The organism is Rubrivivax rivuli (genome assembly GCF_004016505.1).
In the GTDB taxonomy this organism is placed as follows: Bacteria; Pseudomonadota; Gammaproteobacteria; order Burkholderiales; family Burkholderiaceae_C; genus Rubrivivax; species Rubrivivax rivuli.
In genome coordinates, this window is the sequence record NZ_SACR01000002.1 from 694,603 (window position 1) to 714,852 (window position 20,250).

General features: G+C 72.4%; 17 protein-coding genes. 5 read left to right on the forward strand and 12 right to left on the reverse strand.

Annotated elements, in window-relative coordinates:
* Positions 1–10 precede the first annotated feature (10 nt).
* The gene (locus tag EOE66_RS07655; RefSeq protein WP_128228059.1) at positions 11–670 is read left to right on the forward strand and encodes a phytanoyl-CoA dioxygenase family protein; all 660 of its coding nucleotides are present in this window, start codon (positions 11–13) and stop codon (positions 668–670) included.
* Here EOE66_RS07655 and EOE66_RS07660 read toward each other — a convergent pair.
* From EOE66_RS07660 to EOE66_RS07715, 12 genes are all read right to left on the reverse strand, one after another.
* Positions 660–2,105, reverse strand: coding sequence for a M16 family metallopeptidase (locus tag EOE66_RS07660; RefSeq protein ID WP_128228060.1), 1,446 nt, complete (start codon positions 2,103–2,105; stop codon positions 660–662). The genes EOE66_RS07655 and EOE66_RS07660 overlap by 11 nt on opposite strands.
* A gap of 8 nt (positions 2,106–2,113) precedes the next feature.
* Entirely contained in the window at positions 2,114–3,538 is a 1,425-nt protein-coding gene (locus EOE66_RS07665; protein WP_128228061.1) for a M16 family metallopeptidase, read from the reverse strand.
* Between the two features lie 141 nt (positions 3,539–3,679).
* Positions 3,680–4,567, reverse strand: a complete 888-nt coding sequence (locus EOE66_RS07670; protein WP_164885026.1) for an alpha/beta fold hydrolase — start codon at positions 4,565–4,567, stop codon at positions 3,680–3,682.
* A gap of 19 nt (positions 4,568–4,586) precedes the next feature.
* A complete protein-coding gene (locus EOE66_RS07675) occupies positions 4,587–5,357 on the reverse strand; it encodes a coniferyl-alcohol dehydrogenase (protein ID WP_128228063.1) in 771 nt (256 codons plus the stop codon).
* Positions 5,354–6,358, reverse strand: coding sequence for a branched-chain amino acid ABC transporter permease (locus EOE66_RS07680; RefSeq protein ID WP_128228064.1), 1,005 nt, complete (start codon positions 6,356–6,358; stop codon positions 5,354–5,356). The genes EOE66_RS07675 and EOE66_RS07680 overlap by 4 nt, the downstream gene beginning before the upstream one ends.
* Complete coding sequence (locus EOE66_RS07685) at positions 6,358–7,293, reverse strand: branched-chain amino acid ABC transporter permease (RefSeq protein WP_128228065.1); 936 nt, start codon at positions 7,291–7,293, stop codon at positions 6,358–6,360. Before EOE66_RS07685 ends, EOE66_RS07680 begins: the two co-directional genes overlap by 1 nt.
* A complete protein-coding gene (locus tag EOE66_RS07690; RefSeq protein WP_128228066.1) occupies positions 7,290–8,075 on the reverse strand; it encodes an ABC transporter ATP-binding protein in 786 nt (261 codons plus the stop codon). The genes EOE66_RS07685 and EOE66_RS07690 overlap by 4 nt, the downstream gene beginning before the upstream one ends.
* Positions 8,072–8,803, reverse strand: a complete 732-nt coding sequence (locus tag EOE66_RS07695; protein WP_128228067.1) for an ABC transporter ATP-binding protein — start codon at positions 8,801–8,803, stop codon at positions 8,072–8,074. The genes EOE66_RS07690 and EOE66_RS07695 overlap by 4 nt, the downstream gene beginning before the upstream one ends.
* A gap of 22 nt (positions 8,804–8,825) precedes the next feature.
* Positions 8,826–10,136: an ABC transporter substrate-binding protein gene (locus EOE66_RS07700; RefSeq protein ID WP_128228068.1), complete on the reverse strand. Its 1,311-nt coding sequence runs from the start codon at positions 10,134–10,136 to the stop codon at positions 8,826–8,828.
* 107 nt (positions 10,137–10,243) lie between these two features.
* Positions 10,244–11,719, reverse strand: coding sequence for a benzaldehyde dehydrogenase (locus EOE66_RS07705; protein ID WP_128228069.1), 1,476 nt, complete (start codon positions 11,717–11,719; stop codon positions 10,244–10,246).
* A 303-nt stretch (positions 11,720–12,022) separates the two neighbouring features.
* Positions 12,023–13,453, reverse strand: a complete 1,431-nt coding sequence (gene dbpA / locus EOE66_RS07710) for an ATP-dependent RNA helicase DbpA (RefSeq protein ID WP_128228070.1) — start codon at positions 13,451–13,453, stop codon at positions 12,023–12,025.
* Between the two features lie 42 nt (positions 13,454–13,495).
* Positions 13,496–15,268, reverse strand: a complete 1,773-nt coding sequence (locus EOE66_RS07715; protein WP_128228071.1) for a putative bifunctional diguanylate cyclase/phosphodiesterase — start codon at positions 15,266–15,268, stop codon at positions 13,496–13,498.
* A 233-nt stretch (positions 15,269–15,501) separates the two neighbouring features.
* Here EOE66_RS07715 and EOE66_RS07720 point away from each other — a divergent pair, with 233 nt between their 5' ends.
* The 4 genes from EOE66_RS07720 to EOE66_RS07735 all read left to right on the forward strand — a co-directional run bounded on the left by EOE66_RS07720 (position 15,502) and on the right by EOE66_RS07735 (position 20,208).
* Entirely contained in the window at positions 15,502–17,790 is a 2,289-nt protein-coding gene (locus tag EOE66_RS07720; protein WP_128228072.1) for a helicase-related protein, read from the forward strand.
* Positions 17,787–18,605: a phosphodiester glycosidase family protein gene (locus EOE66_RS07725; RefSeq protein ID WP_128228073.1), complete on the forward strand. Its 819-nt coding sequence runs from the start codon at positions 17,787–17,789 to the stop codon at positions 18,603–18,605. Before EOE66_RS07720 ends, EOE66_RS07725 begins: the two co-directional genes overlap by 4 nt.
* The gene (locus tag EOE66_RS07730; protein WP_128228074.1) at positions 18,602–19,096 is read left to right on the forward strand and encodes a YgjP-like metallopeptidase domain-containing protein; all 495 of its coding nucleotides are present in this window, start codon (positions 18,602–18,604) and stop codon (positions 19,094–19,096) included. The genes EOE66_RS07725 and EOE66_RS07730 overlap by 4 nt, the downstream gene beginning before the upstream one ends.
* Before the next feature lie 146 nt (positions 19,097–19,242).
* Positions 19,243–20,208 carry a chemotaxis protein CheX gene (locus EOE66_RS07735; protein WP_128228075.1) on the forward strand — a complete coding sequence of 322 codons (966 nt, stop codon included), beginning with the start codon at positions 19,243–19,245 and terminating at the stop codon, positions 20,206–20,208.
* The last annotated feature ends 42 nt before the right edge of the window (positions 20,209–20,250 follow it).

Consider the following 20,250-nt stretch of genomic DNA (forward strand, 5'->3'; position numbering starts at 1 on the left):
GTCCCCGGCCATGCCGACGCCGCTGCAGCTTCTGCCCGGCCTGCTGCCGGCGGCCTTGTGCGAAGCGTGGCTGGAAGCCACCACGAACAGCCCTGCGTCAACACCGCTCACCGCCCTGCCGCTGGACGCCGCCGCGGTGCTGCAGGCCGTGGCCGACAGCGCCGCAGCCGGGCCTCTGGTTGGCGCCCTGGGCCCGGCGCCCTGGTGCAACCTGTCGCAGAGCTGGCTGCGCAGCGGCCGGCCGGCGCACCACTGGCACCAGGACGGCGCGCTGCGGCACGACTTCCTGGCCCATGCCGGCCAGCCGGCCCCGGCCGGTGCGGCGCTGTCAATGCAGACGCTGTGGATCGCACTCACGCCCTGCGGCGGCGACGCGCCTTCGCTGCAATGGGTGGGCACCGCCCTGCCCGGCCTGCTGAGCCCGCCCGAACTCACGCCCGAGGCGGTGGCGGCGCGCTTCGGTCAGGGCGCTTTCCAGCACGCCGTGCTGCAGGCTGGCGACGCGCTGCTCTTCGACGGCCTGTGCCTGCACCGCACCCACCTCACGCCCACGATGACGCAAGCGCGGCGCAGCCTGGAACTGCGCTTCTTCAGGGCCGAAGCCTTGCCCGAGCGCGTGGCAGGCGATGCCGGCCTGCGGCTGCCGGCAGCGGCTCAGGTCAAGGCTTGAGCGTCTCGAAGCGCCCGATGGGCTGCAGCTGCGGCGCCACCGCCGCATCGCCCACCACCACCCAGCTGTAGGCCTCGGGCGCGAAGTAGGTCTTGGCCACCGCCTGCACCTGCGCGGCCGTCACGCGGTGCACGGCTTTCGTGTAATTCACCAGGTGCTCGGGCGGCAGGCCCACCACCCAGTTGCGCGCCAGCGTGCCCACCAGCGCGCTCTGCGTCTGCAGGCCCACGAGGTAGCTGCCGCTGAGGTAACGCTGCGTCTCGGCCAGCTCCTGCGCCGGCACGGGCTCGGTCTGCAGGCGGCGCATCTCGCGCTGGATCTCCTGCATCGCCGCGCCCGTGACCTCGTTGCGCACGTCGGCCCCGCCGCGGATGGCGCCGCCCTCGCGCAGCGTGCCGCTGCGCAGGCTGGCGCCGTAGGTGTAGCCCTTGTCTTCGCGCAGGTTCAGGTTGATGCGGCTGGTGAAGCCGTCGCCCAGCACCGCGCCGGCCACGCGCAACGGCACGGCGTCGGGGTGGTTGGCAGGCACGGCAGGGCGGCCCAGGCGCAGCGTGGTCTGCACGCTGCCAGGCCGCTCGATCAGCTGGCGCACGGGCGTGGCCTGGCGCGGCGCGGCGGGCGTGGGCGGCAGTGCCTCACCCGCGGCCTGCCAGTTGCCGAAGGCGGCGCGGGCCAGTGCCAGGCCCTCGGCCGCGCTGATGCGGCCGGCCACCACCAGCAGCGCGCGCTCGGGCCGGAAACGCTGCGCGTGCGCGCGCCGCAGGGCCTCGGGCGTGGCGCTCATCAGACCGGCTTCGGTGGCCAGGCTGCGCGCATAGGGGTGGCTGCCGAAGAGGGCCGGGCCCAGCGCCCCCTCGGCCCGGTAGCCGGGCTCGGCGCTGGACACCTTCAGGCCTTCCAGCGCGTTGTTGCGGGCCAGTTGCACCTCGGCAGCGGCAAAGGCCGGCTCGCGCACCACCTCGGCCAGCAGTTGCAACATCGGCCCGGCCTGCGATGCCAGGGCCTGCATGCCCACGGTGATGCCGTCGGCGCTGGCCGCCGCGCCCAGGCTGCCGCCCAGGGCCTGCACGTCCTGCGCCAGCGTGAGCGCGTCGCGCCGCAGCGTGCCTTCGCTCAGCAGGGCGGCGAGCAGCGCGCTGAAGCCGGCCTGGGCCAGCGCGTCGGCCGCCTGGCCGGCGCCGCGCACGGCCAGCATGGCGTCCACACGCGGCAGGCCGGCGCGTGGCACCACCCACACCTCCAGCCCGTTGGGCAGGCGGTGGCGGCTGACCTGCGGCGCAGGCAGCACGGGGTCGGGGCCGAAACGCGGCATGTCCTTCGGGAAGGGCGGCGGCGCGGCGCTCTGCGCGAGGGCAGGCGCGGCGGCCACCAGCAGCGCAGCGGCGCAGGCCAGCGAACGCAGCGTGGCGGGGCGGTTCTGGGGGCGCAGGGTCATGGCGGCTCTCATCGGGCGGCAGGGGTGGTGGCGGCGGCAGGCCGGCGGTCGATGACCGAGCGGTTGGCCCGCGTGAGGTAGGTGGCGGCCACGCGCTGGATCTGCGCCGAGTTCACACCGTCGATCCACGCCGGGATCTGGTTCACCACCTTCGCATCGCCCCACATCGCCTGCAACTGCGCCAGCAGGTCGGCGCGGCCGAGGAAGCTTTCCAGGCCGTTGTACCAATCGGCCTTCATGCGCGTCTTCACACGGCGCAGCTCGGCCTCGGAGACGCCTTCGCGCACGATGCGCGCCACCTCTTCGTCCACCGCGGCCAACACGCCGTCGGCGCTGGTGCCGGGTTTGTACAGCGCGAACAGCGTGAAGAGCGTCGGGCCGTCGTACTGCCAGGGGCCGGTCAGTCCCCACAGGCTTTCCAGGTTCAGCGCGAGCTCGCGGCCCTTCACCAGGCCCTGGTACAGGCGCGAGGCGTTGCCGCCGGCCAGCACCTCGCCCAGCACCACCATGGGGGCGTGGTCGGCGCTGCCGCGCACGGGCATCTTCCAGGCGGCGGCCAGGCCGGGCACCTGGGCCAGCGAGTCGCTCTGCACCAGGCGGCGCTCGGCGGTGTTCAGCGGCTCGCTGAAGTCCGCCAGCGGCGGCACCGGCCGGCGCGGGATGCTGCCGAAGTGCTTCTGCACCAGCGCCAGCGCACGCGCTGGCGTCACCGCGCCGGCGATGGCGATGACGGCGTTGTTGGGGCCGTAGAAGTCGCGGTGGAAGGCGCGCACGTCGTCCAGGTTGGCGTTGTCCAGGTCCTCGAAGCTGCCGTAGCCGTCGTGCTTGTTCTCCCACTTGTCGAAGGCGAGCATGCCGATGTCGATCCACATGAAGCCGCCGTAGGGCGCGTTCTGCACGTTGACGCGGATCTCCTCCTTCACCACGTCTTGCTGGTTCTTCAGCGTGGTGGGGTTGAAGTCCAGCGTCTTCATGCGGTCGGCTTCCAGCCACAGCATGGTCTCCAGCGCCGAGACCGGTGCGCGTTCGATGTAGTTGGTGAAGTCGGCGCGTGTGCTGCCGTTGTTGTCGCCCCCGCCGGCGGTGGTGACGCGGTCGAACACGCCCTTGGGCGCCACCGGCGTGCCCTGGAACATCAGGTGCTCGAAGAGGTGCGCAAAGCCGCTGCGCCCGCGCGGCTCGCGCCGCATGCCCACCTTGTAGACCACGCTGATGCCCACGGTGGGCGAGCTCTGGTCTTCGGTGACCACCAGCGTCAGGCCGTTGGGCAGGGTGTGGGTGGTCACGGGCAGGTGCCAGTGGTCGGGCGAGGCCGGGGCCGTGCTGGGCACCGGCGCGGCCGGCGGCTGGGCGGCCTGCGCGGCCTTGGCAAACCCTGCAGAGCCAAGCAGCAGCGTCAGGGCCAGGGCGGGCAGCAGTGAAAGTGGGCGCATGGAAGGATGGGGGCAGCGGGGGCACTGAGTGTGCCGCAGCGGCGCGCCCTCACTTCACACCGTGCCGTGGGTGCGCGGCCCGAGGCCTGGCCGCGGGTGACCGCGTGGCGCCCCGGAGCCCCAACAAGACCACCGGCCGGCTCAGGCACCGGCCTGCCGGGCCAGGTCCAGCAGCGCGAACTGGAAGGCCGCCGGCTGCTCCAGCTGCGGGGTGTGGCCGCAGCCGGGCAGCACCACCAGCCCCGCATGCGGCAGCTGCTGGTGCGCCTGCCGCGAGTGCGAAACCGGCAGCACCGCATCCTCTTCCCCATGCAGGAAGGTGAACGGAACACGGAGCTGGCGCAGGATCTCGTGCGAGCGCTGCACCACCTCCTGCTTCTGGCCCCGGAAGGCCGTGAGGCTGCGCAGCAGCGCCAGGAAGTGGGCAGACCCGCCCGGGCGCATCACGTTGCGCTCGATGGCGGCCAGCACCTCGGGGGTGATCGACCCGGGCTGCTTCACGATGGCCTGCACCTGCTGCTTCACCGCCATGGGGCCAGGCTTGACCATCAGCTCGCCCAGGCCGGGCAGCGTCATCAGGCGAAAGGGCAGCACGGTTCCGCGGCCCAGCGTGGCAGCCGCCGCCAGCAGCAGGCCGCAGGCCGCCTCGGGGGCCTGCGCCGCCATGCGCAGCGACACCGCGCCGCCGAGCGAGTTGCCCACCAGCAGCGCGCGGCCCACGCCCAGGGCCTGCAGCAGCTGCCAGCCCTGGCGCGCGATGCCGTCCAGGCTGGTGTCCTCCGGCGCCGGGCTCGACAGGCCGTGCGAAGGCATGTCCCAGGCGATCAGCCGCAGGGCCGGGTCGGCCCGCTCGAACTGCCGGTTCCAGAGCTCCAGCGAGCCGCCGATGCCGTGCGTCAGCAGCACCGGCAGGCCCGGGCCGCCACTGTCGCGGTAGCGCACCGTGCTGCCGCCGATGGGCAGGGTCTGCGGTGCAGGCAAGGGGCTGCTGGCCGCCTGCGGGGCTGCGGCCTCGGTGAGGGCTGTCATGGCTCTCGCTCCCCTGGGCTCAGATGTAGGTCGAGGCCAGGCCGCCATCCACAGGCAGGTTGATGCCGCTGACCCAGCGTGCGTCGTCGCCCAGCAGGAAGGCGATGGCCGGCGCCACCTCGTCGCTGAAGGCCGGCCGCTTCATGCGGTGGGCGTCGGCCTGCACGCGCTCTTGGCCCAGCATCTGCACGAAGTCGCCCAGGATGGGCGTGAACACCGGCCCCGGCGCCACGCAGTTCATGCGCACGCCCCGGGCCAGGAACTGCCGCTGCGATTGCGTCAGCGTCCACACGATCAGCGCTTCCTTGAAGTACTGGTAGCAGCTGGCCTGCGGCACCGGGTGGCGCGCCAGCCAGGCCAGGCCGGCCTCGAAGCTGGGCGTCTCGGCCAGCGCCTTGTGCAGGTCGACGCGGGCGGGCCACTCGAAGCCGAGGATGGACGACACGTTGACGATGCTGCCGCCCTCGGGCATGCGCTCGGCCAGCTTCTGCGTGAGGTGGCGCAGGCCCAGGAAGTTGACGCGGGCCACCAGGTCCACCGGGGCGGTGCCGGGCACGCCGGCGATGTTGGCCAGGCCGTCCACACGCTCGGGCAGCTGGCGCAGCGCGGCGTCGATGGCGGCCTGCTCCGAGAGGTCGGCCTTGACGAAGCCGTCCAGCGTCAGCATGGGGTCGTTGCGGTCCAGGCCGATGACGCGCGCGCCCTGCTGGCGCAGCAGCCGGGCGGTGTCGCTGCCGATGCCCGAACTGACACCCGTGACGACGATGGTCTTGCCTTGAAACTTGCTCATGTGGAGATGCTCCGGGTTGGGTTGACGGGGGTTGAGGCGTCTGCAGGCGGTGGTGCTGCAGCGCTGGCGGCCTGCGCCGCCTGGCGGGCCCGCCGCTCTTGCCACAGGCCCACCAGGCCTTGCGGCAGGAACAGCGCGAAGAGGGCGGCCAGCGCGCCCACGCCGGCCAGGTACCAGACGCCGAAGTCGCCCAGGCTCTCCTGCAGCGTGAAGAGCAGCAGCGCGCCGACGATGGGCCCGGCCAGGCTGCGCAGGCCGCCCACCAGCACCATGAACAGCATCAGCACCGACCACTGCACGCCGAAGTTGGTGCGCGGCAGGAAGGTGACGGCGCTGGCCAGCCAGGCCACGCCGGCCAGGGCGCAGCCGAAGGCCGCCAGCACGTACACCGCCCGCCGCGTGGACATCACGCGCACCCCCAGCGAAGCGGCGGCTTCGTCATCGTCGCCCAGGGCGCGCGAGGCCGTGCCCACCGGGCTGCGCATCAGCCACCACACGGCCAGCAGCATGGCGGCCAGCGACACCAGCGCGAAGCCGTAGCCCAGGTTGCGGCGCAGCGCGGGCTCCACCGCGTTCAGCGCGAGCAAGGAGGTGCCGGTTTCGCCCTGCACCAGCGGATCGAGCATCACGAGAATGCGGATGACCTCGGCCACCACCCAGGTGGCGATGGCGAACTCACCGTCCTTCAGGCGCAGCAGGAAGAACGACATCACCCAGGCCACGGCCGCAGCGCCCACGGCACCGGCCAGCAGCGCCGGGTAGGCCGAGAAGCCGCCGTCCACCAGCCGCAGCGCGAAGTAGCCGCCCAGGCCGAAGAAGGCCTGCTGGCCCACCGACACCAGCCCGGCCTGCCCGGCCATCAGGCCCCACATGGCGGCCAGCAGCATCAGGATGAACAGGCCCGTGAGCTTGTCGATGACGTTGGCGCCCACCACCAGCGGTAGCAGCGTCAGCACGGCCAACACGGCCGTGCCCCCGAAGAGAACCTGGCGGGGCGTCATCAGACCACTCCTTTGACGGGCGCGGCGCTGGGTGAGGCGGCCGCCCGGCGCGCCTGCCAGGGCCAGGCCGGCCGGCCGTGGGCGGCGCGGTGCTGCGCCCACAGGCGCGCGCCCAGCACGGCCAGGAAGAGCAGGTGCCCGCCCAGCTGGAAGCCCGCCGGCGACACCAGCGCGCCCAGCGATTGCGCCAGCCCCAGCAGGATGCCGCCGAGCAAGGTGCCCCACAGCGAGCCGATGCCGCCAATGACCACCGCCTCGAAGGCGCTGATGAGCAGCAGCGGCCCGGCATAGGGCTCGACGGTGGCGCGCAGGGCCAGCATGGTGCCGGCCAGGGCCGCCAGCGCCACCGCGATGCCGGCCGCCGCGCGGTGCACGCGCGCGGCGTCCACGCCGTTCAGCGCGGCGGCTTCGGGGTCGGACGCGGCGGCGCGGATGGCGCGGCCCAGCCGCGTGCGCTTGAGCATCAGCTGCAGCGAGGCCAGCACCGCGATGCCCAGCCCCAGCGTCAGCACCGGCACCTGGCCCACGACGATGCCGCCCGGCAGCGTCCAGCTGGCCCACGACAAGGGCCCCAGCGCATCGGCCAGCGAGCGCGTGTCGGAGCCGAACACGCCGTACAGCAGGTTCTGCAGCAGCGCGCCCAGGCCGATGGTCACCAAGAGCGGCAGCAGCACCCCCGCCCGCAGCGTGCGCGCGAGCACCCAGCGCTGCAGCAGCGCGCCCACCACGGCCATCACGGGCAGCACCAGCAGCGCCGCGCCCCACCAGGGCAGCCCGGCACTGGTGAGCGCCAGCACGCCGTAGGCGCCCAGGATGGCCAGGTCGCCATGCGCCAGGTTGATGATGCGCATGACGCCGAACATCAGCGACAGGCCGGCGGCCAGCACGGCGTAGTAGCCGCCCAGCAGCACGCCTTGCACGATGGCGTCGGTCATGGGGTGGTCTCCAGGGCAGCGCTCGGCGCCGCATGCGCCATGCCGAAATACGCTTCGGTGACGGCCTCGCGCGTGGTCTCGGCGCAAGCCGCTTCCAGCACGATCTGGCCTTCGCGCAGGCACATCACGCGGTCGGCGAAGGCCAGCGCGCGGCCCAGGTCTTGTTCGACCAGCAGCAAGGTGGTGCCGGCCTGCGCGCGCAGCGCCTGCAGGCTGCGGTAGACCTCGTCCACCACCAGCGGCGAGAGGCCGAGCGACACCTCGTCGAGCAGCAGCACCTCGGGGTTGCTCATCAGGGCGCGGGCGATGGCCGCGGCCTGGCGCTGGCCGCCCGACAGGGCGCCGGCCGGGCGGTCGAGGATGGGCACGAGGCCCGGCAGGGCCTGCAGTGCGCGTTCGATGGACCAGGGCGCTGTGGCTGCGGCGGCGCGGGCGGCGTCGCGGTGTTCCAGCGCCACGGTGAGGTTCTCGCGCACCGTCATGTCGGCCCACAGGCGGCGGCCTTCCGGCACCAGGGCCAGGCCCTGCTGCACGCGGCGGTGCGCGGGCAGCGCGGTGATGTCTTGCGCGCCCAGGTGCAACCGCCCGCCCAAGGCCGGGTGCACGCCGGCCAAGCAGCGCAGCAGCGTGGTCTTGCCGGCGCCGTTGGCACCGATGAGCGCCACACATGCGCCGCGCTTCAAGGCGAACGACACGTCGCGCACGGCCACCAGCTGGCCGTGGCCGGCGCGCAGGCCTTGCACCTGCAGGATGTGATCGGGGTTGCGGGTTGCCGGGCTCATGCAGCGGCTCCACCCAGGTAGGCCTTCATCACCAGCGGGTTGGCCATCACGGCCGCGGGCTCGCCTTCGGCCAGCACGCTGCCGGCGTCCATGCACACCAGCCGGCCCACCACCTTCAGCAGCGCGTGCAGCACGTGTTCGATCCACACCAGCGTCAAGCCTTCGGCGTGCAGGCTGCCCACCAGTTCCACCAGCTTCAGGAGTTCGGCCTCGGTCAGGCCGCCGCCGATCTCGTCGAGCAGCAGCACCTTCGGGTTGGTGGCCAGCGCACGGGCCAGCTCCAGCCGCTTGCGGTCGAGCAGGCCCAGCGTGTCGGCCGGGCGCGGGGCCAGCGGCAGCAGGCCGGTGCGGTCCAGCGCGCTGTGCACGGCCGCCTGGGCCGCCGCGCCGCGCAGGCCCGCGCCGTGTTGGGCCGCCACCAGCACGTTCTCGGCCACGCTCATGCTCAGGAAGGGGCGCGGCACCTGGTAGGTGCGCCCGATGCCCGCGCGGCAGCGCTCGGAGGTGTCCCAGGCGCTGATGTCGCGGCCGTCGAAGTGCACGCGCCCGTGGCTGGCCGGCAGGGTGCCGGCCAGCACGCCGAACAGCGTGGTCTTGCCCGCGCCATTGGGGCCCACCACGCCCAGCGCTTCGCCGCGGCGCACGTGCAGGTCGACGCCATGCAGCACCTGCAGCGCGCCGAAATGCTTGGTGATGCCGGTGGCACCGAGCACGATGTCGTGGTTCATGAGGCCCGCCCCGCTGTGGCGATCAGCTCAGCTTGTAGGCGGTCATCTGGCCGGTCAGCGGCACCTTCGGGTGGTCGGCGTTGGCCACGATGTCCAGGCTGAAGGTGCCGTTGGCAGCGCGCCGCCACTGCACGCCCACCAGGTTGGTGGTGGCGACGTTGGGCACCGGGCCGGTGGTGAAGTCGATGTCGCCCACGGCCGTGGGGGTCTTGAGCTTGGCGATGGAGGCGGCCAGTGCGGCGCGGTCGCCCGGGTTGGCGCTTCCGCGCACCGCGGCAACGGCGGCGTCGAACAGCGAGGCGGTGGCACCGATCTGCGCCGTCCAGACCTTGCCGCTGGCCTTGGCGTAGTTGTCGGCCAGCTGCGCGCTGCTCATGCCGGTGGCGGGCGAGCTGAACGGGAAGCTGCGGTGCCAGTAGGTGCCCGAGTGGATGCCGTTGCCCAGCTGGCCCAGGGCCTGCATCTCGGCCGCAAACAGGCCGGCCTTGGCCGTCTGCACGATCTTCACCTGCTGGGCCAGCCCGCGCTGCGCGGCCTGGCGCCAGAACACCGCGAAGTCGGGCGGGAAGGGGAAGGTGTTGAAGATCTCGATGCCTTCCTTGCGGAAAGCCGCGATCTGCGCCGAGAAATCGGCCAGGCCGTTCTGGTAGGGGCCGGCGTCGAAGACGCTGAAGCCGTTCTGCTGCAGCGCCGGGATCAGCATGCGGCGGATGGCGTTGCCGTCGGCGTCGGCCGGCAGCAGCATGCCCACCTTCTTGTTGGTGGCGACCTTGCTCCACTGGTCGGTGTAGAGCTTGGCGAAGTTGCCCACGCCGAAGCAGAAGTGGAAGGTCCACTTGAAGGGCGAGGGCTCGCCGGGCTTGGCACCGCGGCCGAAGTAGAAGGCCTCCCAGGGGCTGGTGGTGGACAGCGCGGGCATGCCGGCGGCTTCGCACGCGTCGGCCACCGGGTTCACGGTCTCGGGGGTGGAGGTGGACAGCACGAAGTCCACCTTGTCGGCGTTGATCAGCTCGCGCGCCACGGCCGCGGCACGCACCGGGTTGCTGGTGGTGTCCTTGGCGATGAACTCCAGGTTCCAGCGCTTGCCGCCGGCCTCGACGCCACCGGCCACGTGCTTGCGCACCTGGTCGAGCACCCAGCCGTCGCCTTCACCGAACAGCGCCAGCGGCCCCGAGCGCGGGCTCACGACGCCGATGCGCAGGGTGTTGCCCTGCGTGCGGCCGATCATCGGGAAGGCCGCCAGGCCTGCCGCTGCAGCGCCGCTGCGCAAGACCGCACGGCGCGAAGGCGCAGCGGCAGCGTTGAGCCCAGTGGACTTGGTGGATTCGTTCATGCTTGTCTCCTGCACCTCGGTCTTGGCCGAGAAGTTGTGGGTGTGAGTCGGGTCGCAGGGCCCCGCGGGGCCCTGGGGTTTCGGGGTTCTGGGGCTCTGCGGCCGCTTCAGAACGGGAAGCCGGGCAACGCGGCCTTGACGGTCACCCACTGCCAGCGGGTGTATTCGTCGAGGTCGGCCGGGCCGCCCACCGCGCTGCCGTTGCCGCCCAGACCGGGGCCGCCGAAGGGGTTGACGGCGTCGTCGTTCACGGTCTGGTCGTTGATGTGCAACATGCCGGCGTTGAGCTGCTCGCCGATGGCCAGCGCGCGCGAGACATCGCGGCCGATCACCGCCGCCGACAAACCACCCTGGCTGTTGTTGGCCAGGCTCACGGCCTCTTCGTCGGTCTTGAAGGACACCAGGTTGACCAGCGGGCCGAAGGGCTCTTCGTCGAAGGAGCGCATGCCCGGCTTCACGCCCGACAGCACGGTGGGCCTGTAGCAAAGGCCCTCGAAGGTGCCGCCGGCTTCCAGCGTGGCGCCGGCCTTCACGGTGTCCTTCACCAGCGCATCGAAGTGGCTCAGCTGCTTGGCGTCGATCATCGGCCCCAGGGCCACGCGGCCGCTGGCGCCGTCGCCCACGGGCAGGTGCGTGGCCTTGCCCACCAGGCGGGCCTTCAGGCCTTCCAGCACCGATTCATGCACCAGCACGCGGTTGCTGGCCATGCAGATCTGGCCCTGATGGAACCAGGCGCCGAAGGCCACGGCGCTGGCGGCGGCATCGAGGTCGGCGTCTTCCAGCACGATGAGGTTGTTGGCACCGCCCAGTTCCAGCGACACCTTCTTCAGGTGGCGGCCGGCCAGTTCACCGATGCGGCGGCCCACCCCGGGCGAGCCGGTGAAGGCGATCATCGGCACGCGCGGGTCGGTGACCAGGGCTTCGCCGGCTTCGGCGTCGCCCGGCAGCACCTGCAGCAGGCCGGCGGGCAGGCCGGCTTGCTCGAACACCTCGGCCATGATCACGCCGCCGCTGTAGGGCGTGCGCGGATCGGGCTTCAGCACCACGGCATTGCCCAGCGCCAGTGCCGGTGCCACCGAGCGGATGCCCAGGATCAGCGGGAAATTGAAGGGCGAGATCACGCCCACCACGCCATGCGGCACGCGCTTGGCCAGCGACATGCGGCCCGGCGTGCTGGGCAGCACCTGCCCCTGCGCCTGCATGGGCAGGCCGGCGGCCACCTGGCACAGCACGATGGCTTCCTTCACCTCGTGCTGGCCCTTGGGCACGATGCCGCCGGTCTCGCGGGCGATGGCCAGGGCGTAGTCCTCGAAGCGCGCCTGCAGGGCCTGCGCGGCCTTCAGCAGCACGGCGGCCCGGTCGCGCGGCGAGGTGGCCGCCCAGGCCTTCTGCGCCGCCTGGGCGCGCCCGATGGCGCCCTGCATGTCGGCCGCCGAGGCGATGCCCACCTGGCCCAGCACCAGGCCGGTGGCGGGTTCGTTGACCGGCCGCGTGCCGCCGGTGGGCACGCGCCAGGCGCCCTGGTCATAAAGGCGGGCGTCGGCCGCGGCAGGCATGAGAGGCAGTTGTTCCGAAGCACCCATGGCAAGTCTCCTGGTGGATTGATGAAGTCGGCAACGGGATGGCCGCTTGTCCAGGAGAGCGCAATGCACGTGCCAGCGGGGCCGCGAACGCGCTGCCGGGGGCCTTGGCGGCAGGGCGCCGCCACAGGAGGAACTTGGTGGTTTCCCGGGTCCGGCCGGGCGCGGCTGCGCCCGCGGGGTGGCTCAGTGCTTACCCCGGGTGGCGATTGACCAAATCATCAAATTTGGCCCCACGCCGAATCGTTGAATTGAGCAACGAAGCAAGGCGGGGCGGCGCCGATGCGGGCGCTGCGACAGGTGCGGCTACAGCCGCCGCACCTTCACGCTCTTGCCCTTGACCTTGCCCGCGTTCAGCTTGCGCACCGCCGCATCGGCCACGCCGCGCGCCACGGCCACGTAGGTGCTGAACTCGTTGACGTTGATCTTGCCCACCTGGGCGGCGGCAAAACCCATGTCCTTGGTCAGCGCGCCCAGCACGTCGCCAGCGCGGATCTTTTCCTTGCGGCCGCCCAGGATCTGCAGCGTGGCCATCGCCGGCACCAGCGGCCCTGCGCTGCTGGGCACCAGGCTGTCCACCGCCAGCCATTGCGAGCTGAAGCCCCCGGCCTGCTCGATGGCGCCCACGCGGCCCATCTCGTCCAGGCTGGCCAGGGTGTAGGCGGCGCCCACCGCGTCGGCCCGGCCGGTGCGGCCGATGCGGTGCGTGTGCGTGGCCACGTCGGGGCTGACGTCGACGTTGACCACCGCCTCCAGGCCCACGATGTCGAGCCCGCGCGCGGCGATGTCGGTGGCCACCAGCACGCTGGCGCTGCCGTTGCTGAACTGCACCAGCACCTGGTCGCGCTCGCGCTGCTCCAGGTCGCCGTGCAGTTCCAGCGCCACCAGCCCCTGCGCGCGCAGCACGGCCACGAGGTCGCGGCACTGCTGCTTGGTGTTGCAGAAGGCCAGCGTGCGCGCCGGGCGCACGTGGTCCAGCAGCAGGCCCACGGTGTGCAGCCGGTCTTCTTCGCTGACCTGCACGAAACGCTGCTGGATCTGCGCCGCGGCCACGCTGGGCGCGGGCGCGGCGATCTTCACTTCCTTCGGCTCGCGCAGGAAGGCCGCGGCCAGCTTGCCGATGCCCTCGGGGTAGGTGGCGCTGAACAGCAGCGTCTGCCGCTGCTTCGGGCACTGCTTGACGACGGTGACGATGTCGTCGAAGAAGCCCATGTCGAGCATGCGGTCGGCTTCGTCCAGCACCAGCGTGTTCAGCGCGGCCAGGTCGAGGCTGCCGCGTTCCAGGTGGTCCATCAGGCGGCCGGGCGTGCCCACCACCACGTGCGCGCCGTGCTCCAGGCTGGCCAGCTGCGGGCGCATGGGGCTGCCGCCGCAGAGCGTGAGCACCTTGATGTTGTCTTCCGCCGCGGCCAGGCGGCGGATCTCCTGCGTCACCTGGTCGGCCAGTTCGCGCGTGGGGCACAGCACCAGGGCCTGCACGGCCAGCGCGCCCATGGGGCTGCGCTTCTGAGGGTCAGCGCCCAGGCGGGCCAGCAGCGCCAGCGCAAAGGCGGCGGTCTTGCCGCTGCCGGTGCGCGCCTGCGCCAGCAGGTCGTGCCCGGCCAGGGCCAGCGGCAGCGCGGCGGCCTGGATGGGCGTCATCGCGGTGTAGCCCAGGCGGGCCAGGTTCTGCAGCGCCGCGGGCGGCAGCGGCAAGGTGTCGAAGCCGGCGGCGGCAGCGGAAACGTTGGGGTTCATCGCGCCGATTGTCACGGCGCGGGTGGGCCCGCGCCCAGGCGCTCAGGCGCGCAGGCTGGTGCGGGTGTGCGGCAGGCCGGCCAGCGTGGCCACGCCGGCCATGCGGGCCTCGAACTGGCCCAGCGGCGCGGGCGCGCCGAAGAAATCGCCCTGGAACTGGCGGCAGCCCAGCTGCAGCAGCTTGTCGCGCTGCTGCGCGTTCTCCACGCCCACCGCACCGGCGCCCAGGCCCATGCCGTCGGCGATGCCGACGATGGTGCGCACGATGGCGGCGTCGTGCGGGTCGCTGAGCAGCGTGCGCATCAGCGTCTGGCTGATCTTGATCTGCTCCAGCGGCAGGCGCTTGAGCAGGCTCAGCGACGAGTAGCTGATGCCGAAGTCGTCGAGCACGAAGCTCACGCCCAGGTCCTTCAGCGCGCCCATGCGGCTGAGCGTGCGCGCGGGGTTGTCCTGCACCAGGCTTTCGCGCAGCTCCAGGCGCAGGCGGCGCGGGTCGGCGCCGTGGCGGCGCAGAGCCTGCGCCACGCTGTCGACGAAGCCGTCGTGCCGGAACTGGCGCGCGCTCACGTTCACCGAGAGGTGCAGGCCCGGGTGCCGCCCGCTGCGCTGCCACAGGCCCAGCTGCGCGCAGGCGCGGTCGAGGACCCACTGGCCGATGGGCACGATGAGCCCATTCTGCTCGGCCAGCGGCAGGAACTGCTCGGGCCGCAGCAGGCCGCGCTGCGGGTGCACCCAGCGCAGCAGCGCCTCGGCGCCCACGGTGCCGCGCTGGTCTTCCACCTGGCCCTGGTAGTGCAGGCTGAGCTGGTTCGCGCCCAGGGCGCGCTTGAGGTCGGCCTCCAGGGCGGCGCGCGCGTCCAGCCCGGCCTGCATCACGGGGTCGAAGAAACGCACGGTGCCGCGGCCGGCGGCCTTGGCCTGGTACATGGCCACGTCGGCGCGCTTGACCAGCTCTTCCTGCGTGTGCTCGCGCCCGCGGAACAGGCTCACCCCGATGCTGGGCGTGACGGTGTGCGGGTGCTCGCCCAGCAGCATGGGCTGGCCCACGGCAGCGAGGATCTTCTCGCCCACCACGGCGGCCTGGGTGGCGGCGGTCTTCTCCAAGCCGTCCAGGCCCACGGTCATCACCACGAACTCGTCGCCGCCGATGCGCGCCACGGTGTCTTCGCCGCGCACGCAGCCCTGCAGGCGGCGCGCCACCTGCTGCAGCAGCAGGTCGCCGTGGTCGTGGCCGAGGGTGTCGTTGACGAGCTTGAAGTGGTCGAGGTCGATGAAGAACAGCGCGCCGTGCTGGCCGTGGCGCGCGCTGGTGGCGCAGGCCTGCTGCAGGCGGTCGAAGAGCATGCGGCGGTTGGGCAGGCCGGTCAGGGGGTCGATGAAGGCCAGGTTGCGGATCTGCTGCTCGGCCTGGCGCCGCGTGCTGACATCCTCGTGCGTGATGACGGCACCGCCGCGGTTGCCGGCCAGCGACGAGGCGCGCATCAGGTACCAGCGCTCGCCGCTCTCGGTGGCCGGCGCATCGTGGCGGCGCGCGCAGGGGTGTTCCAGCTCGAAGCTGCGGTCGCTGCCGGCCAGCACCTCGGCCAGGCCGGCCTGGGTGGCGGCATCGGCCGGCAGGCCGCAGGCCTCGCACAGGGGCAGGTAGGGCCGCCCGGCCGGGTCTTCGTCCGGGCCCAGCACGCCGTGGCGGCGCGCGAAGTTCAACCAGGGCCGGTTGACGGCGACGATCAGCCCCGCCGCGTCGACGACGGCGATGTGTTGGTGCGTGGCATCCAGCACCGACAGGGTGGCGATGTCGAGTTCAGCCGGCGACATCGCTGCCCCACGAAGCTGGCCCGGCACTGGGTGCGAGGCGGTAGCAGGCGTGCATGGTGGAAGCTGTTACATCTGGATGGCGCGATTGTTCGCAAGGCGGCCGCGGCCTTATCGGTGGAACAGCGCGGGTTTCGCGGGCCATCCCGCGGGTTTAAAGTCGGCCGCACCCGGTGCCGTGCCGCTCCACGGCCGTTACAACACCGGTGGCGCCCCTCGCGGCGCTGCCCCCAGGCATGAGTTCTTCTCCTTCCAAGCCACCGGCCAAGGCGCCTGCCAGCCCCGGCGGCGCGCCGCGCAGCAGCGCGGTGAACCCCGCCAACCTGCCCATCAACCGCCACGCCGCGCGGCTGCCCGAGCACATCGACAAGGAAGCGCTGGCGCGCATCCGCCACGCCGCCTACACGCTGCCGCAGGTGGTGAAGCCGGCCGACTACCTGCCCGAGCACGCCCAGGGCCACGAAGACCACCTCGACAAGCTCGGCTTCGTGCTGCTGCAGAAGGCCGTGGCCGGCCAGCGGCCCAGCCGCTGGATCGACCCCGCGCTGATGGACGCCGCGCTGGCGCACATCGACGCCGTGGGCACCGGCCCCGAGGCGCGCACCGTGCTGCTGCAGCGCAGCGGCGTGCTGCAGGGGCTGGGCGTGGCGCGCCACCACGGCAGCTGGACCCGGCTGATCAGCCACGCGCTGCGCCTGCAGCAGCAGGATTGGCGCGTGCCGGTGATCTTCCGCGTGCCGGTGGCCGCCGACGTGGTGTGGGCCTACTACCGCAGCGGCGACGAAGCCGCGCTGCGTGCCGCCATGGGCGCGCCGCCCCCGCACCCGCAGGCCGCCGAGCTGGTGGCGCAGCTGGATGCGCTGGTGGCGCGCAGCCTGGCCTTCAAGCCGGCGCACCTGGCCAGCCTGCTGCCCGCGCTGCAGGCCGAGTGCGCCACGCCGCAAGACCTGCCCGAGCTGCTGGCCGCCTGCCGCCGCGCGCAAGAGCGCTGGGAGCGGCGCGTCACCGAGCTCGACACGCTGGAGGGCCTGCACTCCGAGCTGGCCTTCACCGGCTACCCCGACACCTTCCAGAAAGCCCGCCGCCTGCAGCGCAAGGTGACGCTGTTCGTGGGCCCGCCAAACAGCGGCAAGACCTACACCGCCTTCCAGAAGCTGGCCGGCGCCCTGGACGGCGCCTACCTCGCGCCGCTGCGCCTGCTGGCGCTGGAGGGGCGAGACCGGCTCATGGCCGCCGGCGTGCCCTGCTCGCTGCTCACCGGCGAAGAGAACCAGCCCGCACCGGGCGCACGCGTGGTCAGCAGCACCATCGAGATGGTGTCGACCAACACCGTCATCGACGTGGCCGTGATCGACGAAGCGCAGATGATCTTCGACAAGAGCCGCGGCTGGGCCTGGACGCAGGCCATCGTGGCCGTGCCGGCGCGCGAGGTCTACATCATCTGCAGCGCCTACGCGGTGCCGGCCATCGAGAACCTGCTGGGCCTGTGCGGCGAGAGCTGCGAGGTGCGTGATTTCACGCGCAAGCAGCACGTGCAGCTGCTGCCTGGGCCGGTGGCGCTGAAGTCGCTGCACAAGGGCGACGCCGTGGTGGCCTTCAGCCGCCGCGAGGTGCTGACCCTGCGCGACGCGATCGGCGCGGCCGGCCATCCGGTGAGCGTGATCTACGGCGCGCTGCCGCCCGAGGTGCGCCGCCGCGAGGCCGAACGTTTCGCCACCGGCGAGAGCCACATCCTGGTGGCCACCGACGCCATCGGCATGGGCCTGAACCTGCCCATCCGGCGCGTGCTCTTCAGCACGCTCACCAAGTACGACGGCGTGGCCGACCGCCGGCTGGATGAATCGGAGACGCACCAGATCGCCGGCCGCGCCGGCCGCTACGGCATGCACGAAGAAGGCTTTGCCGGCGTGCTGGAAGACGCCGAGCCCGGCGCCTTGCGCACGCTGAAGGAGCTGCTGGCGCGCACGCCGCAGGCACCGGCCAACTTCAAGGCGCCGGTGGCGCCCAACGGCTGGCACATCGACACCATCTCGCAGCGTCTGGGCAAGACACGGCTGCGCGAGGTGCTGGGGGTCTTCGTCGAACAGCTCAAGCTCGACGACGCGCACTTCCAGGTGGCCGAACTGGAGCAGATGCTGGAGCTGGCCGAACAGCTGGACGCCAGCGCCGGCACGCTGACCCTGAAGCAGCGCTTCACCTACGCGCAGGCGCCGGTGGACACGCGCACCGAGGGGCAGCTGCAGGCCTTCCTGGACTGGAGCAGCAGCCACGCCCACACCGGCCGCGCCGGGCGCCCGTGGTTCCTGGACCAGGTGGACGGCCACAGCCGGCTGGAGCGCATGGAGATGGCGCTGCGCGCCTGCACGCTGTGGCTTTGGCTCGACCTGCGCTTCGAAGGCGTGTACGGCCATGTCGACGAAGTCATCCTGCTGCGCAGCGCGCTGAACGACGGCATCGAACGCCAGCTCAAGGGCAAGCGCCCGCTGGCGCAGCAGCGCCGCCCCGGCGGCCGCCCACGGCGGTGAAGGGCTGGCGGGGCTGGCGCGGCGCAGCGTGTGCAGCGCTGGCGCTGCTGCTGGGCGCGTGTGCGCTGCCGCCCGCCGGCGCGCCCGGAGCCCCGGGCTGGGCCCGCATCGCCCCGGGCCTGGACTACCGCCGCGCCCAGCCCTGGCCCGGCGCCGAGCTGCACCTGCTGCGCCTGGACCTGCAGGCGCCCGGCCTGCGCCTGGCCATCAGCGCGCCCGCCGAGCGCGGCCAGACGCTGGACGCGATGCCCGGCGCCGCGGCGGCGCTGGCGATCGTCAACGCGTCCTTCTTCGACCGCCAGTTCGACGCCCGCGGCTGGACCGTGAGCGAGGGCGAGGTCTGGCCGCGCCCGCTGGCCGTGGCGACCAGCCCGCTGCTGGCCTGCACGCGCGAGCAGCGCTGCGAGATCGTCTTCGAGCCGCCCGCGGCGGCGCCGCCGGCGTGGTTCAACGCCGTGGCCGGCACGCCCTGGCTGGTGCGCGAGGGCCGGGCGCGCGAGCCCTCCGACGACCAGCGCTGCCCGGGCCTGTGTGCCCGCGAACACCCGCGCACCGTGGTGGGCCTGGACGCGGCGCGCCGCCACCTCTGGATCGTGGTGGCCGAGGGCCGGCGCCCGGGCGTGCCGGGCGTCGTCCTTGCGCCGCTGGCGCAGTGGCTGCAGGCGCAGGGCGTGTACGAGGCCGTCAACCTCGACGGCGGCGGCAGCAGCGCGCTCTTCGTGCAGGGCCGGTCGCTGGCCGCTCGCCCGGCCAACGAGCCCGCGCAGCGCGCCGTGGCCAACGCGCTGCGCATCGTGGCGCGGCCTGCGCCATGAAGTACCTGCAGGACCACCCGCCAGAGGTGCTGGCGCGCGTGCAGGCGATGCTGGACGAAGGCCGCCTGATGCCCTGGCTGCTGCAGCGCCACCCCGAGACCCACACCGTGCGCAGCGACCGTGCCTTGCAGGCCTACGTGGCCGAGCTGAAGGCACGGCACATGAAAAACGCGCCGCCGCTGGCGCAGGTGCGCTACGACAACCACCTGCACGTGGTGCACCAGGCCCTGGGCACGCACACGGCCGTCTCGCGCGTGCAGGGCGGGCGCCTGCAGGCCAAGCGCGAGATCCGCATCGCCAGCGTCTTCCAGGACGCGCCGGCCAACTTCCTGCGCATGATCGTCGTGCACGAACTCGCGCACCTGCGCGAGCGTGAACACGACAAGGCCTTCTACGCGCTGTGCCAGCACATGGAGGCCGAGTACCACCAGCTGGAGTTCGAGACGCGGCTGTGGCTCACGGCGCAGGAGGCGGCAGCCCGCAAGCGCTGAAGGCCTGGCGGCCAGAGCACCGCCGAGCGCGTGTGCGGGCCCCCTCAACCTTCCGCCCTCGCTGCCGATATGCCTCAAGCCGGCACCCTGGACGGGGCCGCGCGCGTTCCCGCAGCTCCGCACGAGCGCCAACCTGTTGCCATCCCATGTCTGCCAACGACTTCCGCGCCGCCAAGGTGCTGCTGCTGGAGCACGACCCCCAGCACTACCAGGACTTGCTGGACTTCTGCAACGAGCTGGGCCTGAAGCCGCTGCCGCGCAGCGCGGTGAATGCCGTGGCCACGCTGGCCGAGCACCTGGACCTGGCGGGCGTGCTGCTGGCCGAAGACCTGCCCGGTGTGCAGCCCGACAGCCTGGGCCTGGCGCAGACCATCCACCGCCAGCGCCCCGAGCTGCCCATCTTTCTGCGGCGCACCAGCGCGCGTGCACTCAGCGGGCCGGAAGCCGCGGCCATCAAACACGCCTGGGCCGGTGGCGACACCGCCAGCCTGCGCGCCGCCGTGGAGCGCAGCCTGTACGGCCTGCGCTACCCGCCCGAGCTGGTGCAGGGCGTGCTGGAGCTCACGCTGCGCAGCATCCGCTCGATGTTCCCGCATGCCGAGGTCGGCCACGAACCGCCCTACGTGGTGCACGACCGCATCATCTTCGGCGAGGTGAGCACGCTCATCGCCCTGGAGAGCACCTGGTGCCGCGGCTACATGATGCTGCAGACCGAAGAGAGCGCGCTGCGCCAGGGCCTGCTGCAAGGCTTCGGCCTGGCCGGCGTGGGCGGCGACCTGAACTTCCGCGAACTCAACCATCTGCTGGGCGAGACCACCAACCTCATCTGGGGCGCGTTCAAGAACCGCTACATCCCGCCCGAGGCCTTCGCCAACCAGCAGACGCAGGTGCCCATCGTCATCAACCACCACCACAAGTACATGAGCTTCGGCTCTGAAGACCCACAGCTGTGCGTGCGCTACTTGTTGAGCGACCCGCGCCGGCCCGGCCTGCCGCCGCTGACCATCGTGCAGCGCCTGATCTTCAACCTGCTGTGGTTGCCCGAGAAGTTCACGGAATACGCCGCGCCGCCCGATCAAGCCGCCAACACCGGCGAACTCGAACTGTTTTGAAGCCAGGCACCCGCGTGGTGCCTCAAGAAGCCCTGCAAGGAC

What these genes read in the sequence shown, in the direction of transcription:
- EOE66_RS07655 (WP_128228059.1), top strand. Translation starts at nt 11, where the DNA reads ATGCCGACGCCGCTGCAGCTTCTGCCCGGCCTGCTGCCGGCGGCCTTG.
- EOE66_RS07660 (WP_128228060.1), bottom strand. Translation starts at nt 2,105, where the DNA reads ATGACCCTGCGCCCCCAGAACCGCCCCGCCACGCTGCGTTCGCTGGCC.
- EOE66_RS07665 (WP_128228061.1), bottom strand. Translation starts at nt 3,538, where the DNA reads ATGCGCCCACTTTCACTGCTGCCCGCCCTGGCCCTGACGCTGCTGCTT.
- EOE66_RS07670 (WP_164885026.1), bottom strand. Translation starts at nt 4,567, where the DNA reads ATGACAGCCCTCACCGAGGCCGCAGCCCCGCAGGCGGCCAGCAGCCCC.
- EOE66_RS07675 (WP_128228063.1), bottom strand. Translation starts at nt 5,357, where the DNA reads ATGAGCAAGTTTCAAGGCAAGACCATCGTCGTCACGGGTGTCAGTTCG.
- EOE66_RS07680 (WP_128228064.1), bottom strand. Translation starts at nt 6,358, where the DNA reads ATGACGCCCCGCCAGGTTCTCTTCGGGGGCACGGCCGTGTTGGCCGTG.
- EOE66_RS07685 (WP_128228065.1), bottom strand. Translation starts at nt 7,293, where the DNA reads ATGACCGACGCCATCGTGCAAGGCGTGCTGCTGGGCGGCTACTACGCC.
- EOE66_RS07690 (WP_128228066.1), bottom strand. Translation starts at nt 8,075, where the DNA reads ATGAGCCCGGCAACCCGCAACCCCGATCACATCCTGCAGGTGCAAGGC.
- EOE66_RS07695 (WP_128228067.1), bottom strand. Translation starts at nt 8,803, where the DNA reads ATGAACCACGACATCGTGCTCGGTGCCACCGGCATCACCAAGCATTTC.
- EOE66_RS07700 (WP_128228068.1), bottom strand. Translation starts at nt 10,136, where the DNA reads ATGAACGAATCCACCAAGTCCACTGGGCTCAACGCTGCCGCTGCGCCT.
- EOE66_RS07705 (WP_128228069.1), bottom strand. Translation starts at nt 11,719, where the DNA reads ATGGGTGCTTCGGAACAACTGCCTCTCATGCCTGCCGCGGCCGACGCC.
- dbpA (WP_128228070.1), bottom strand. Translation starts at nt 13,453, where the DNA reads ATGAACCCCAACGTTTCCGCTGCCGCCGCCGGCTTCGACACCTTGCCG.
- EOE66_RS07715 (WP_128228071.1), bottom strand. Translation starts at nt 15,268, where the DNA reads ATGTCGCCGGCTGAACTCGACATCGCCACCCTGTCGGTGCTGGATGCC.
- EOE66_RS07720 (WP_128228072.1), top strand. Translation starts at nt 15,502, where the DNA reads ATGAGTTCTTCTCCTTCCAAGCCACCGGCCAAGGCGCCTGCCAGCCCC.
- EOE66_RS07730 (WP_128228074.1), top strand. Translation starts at nt 18,602, where the DNA reads ATGAAGTACCTGCAGGACCACCCGCCAGAGGTGCTGGCGCGCGTGCAG.
- EOE66_RS07735 (WP_128228075.1), top strand. Translation starts at nt 19,243, where the DNA reads ATGTCTGCCAACGACTTCCGCGCCGCCAAGGTGCTGCTGCTGGAGCAC.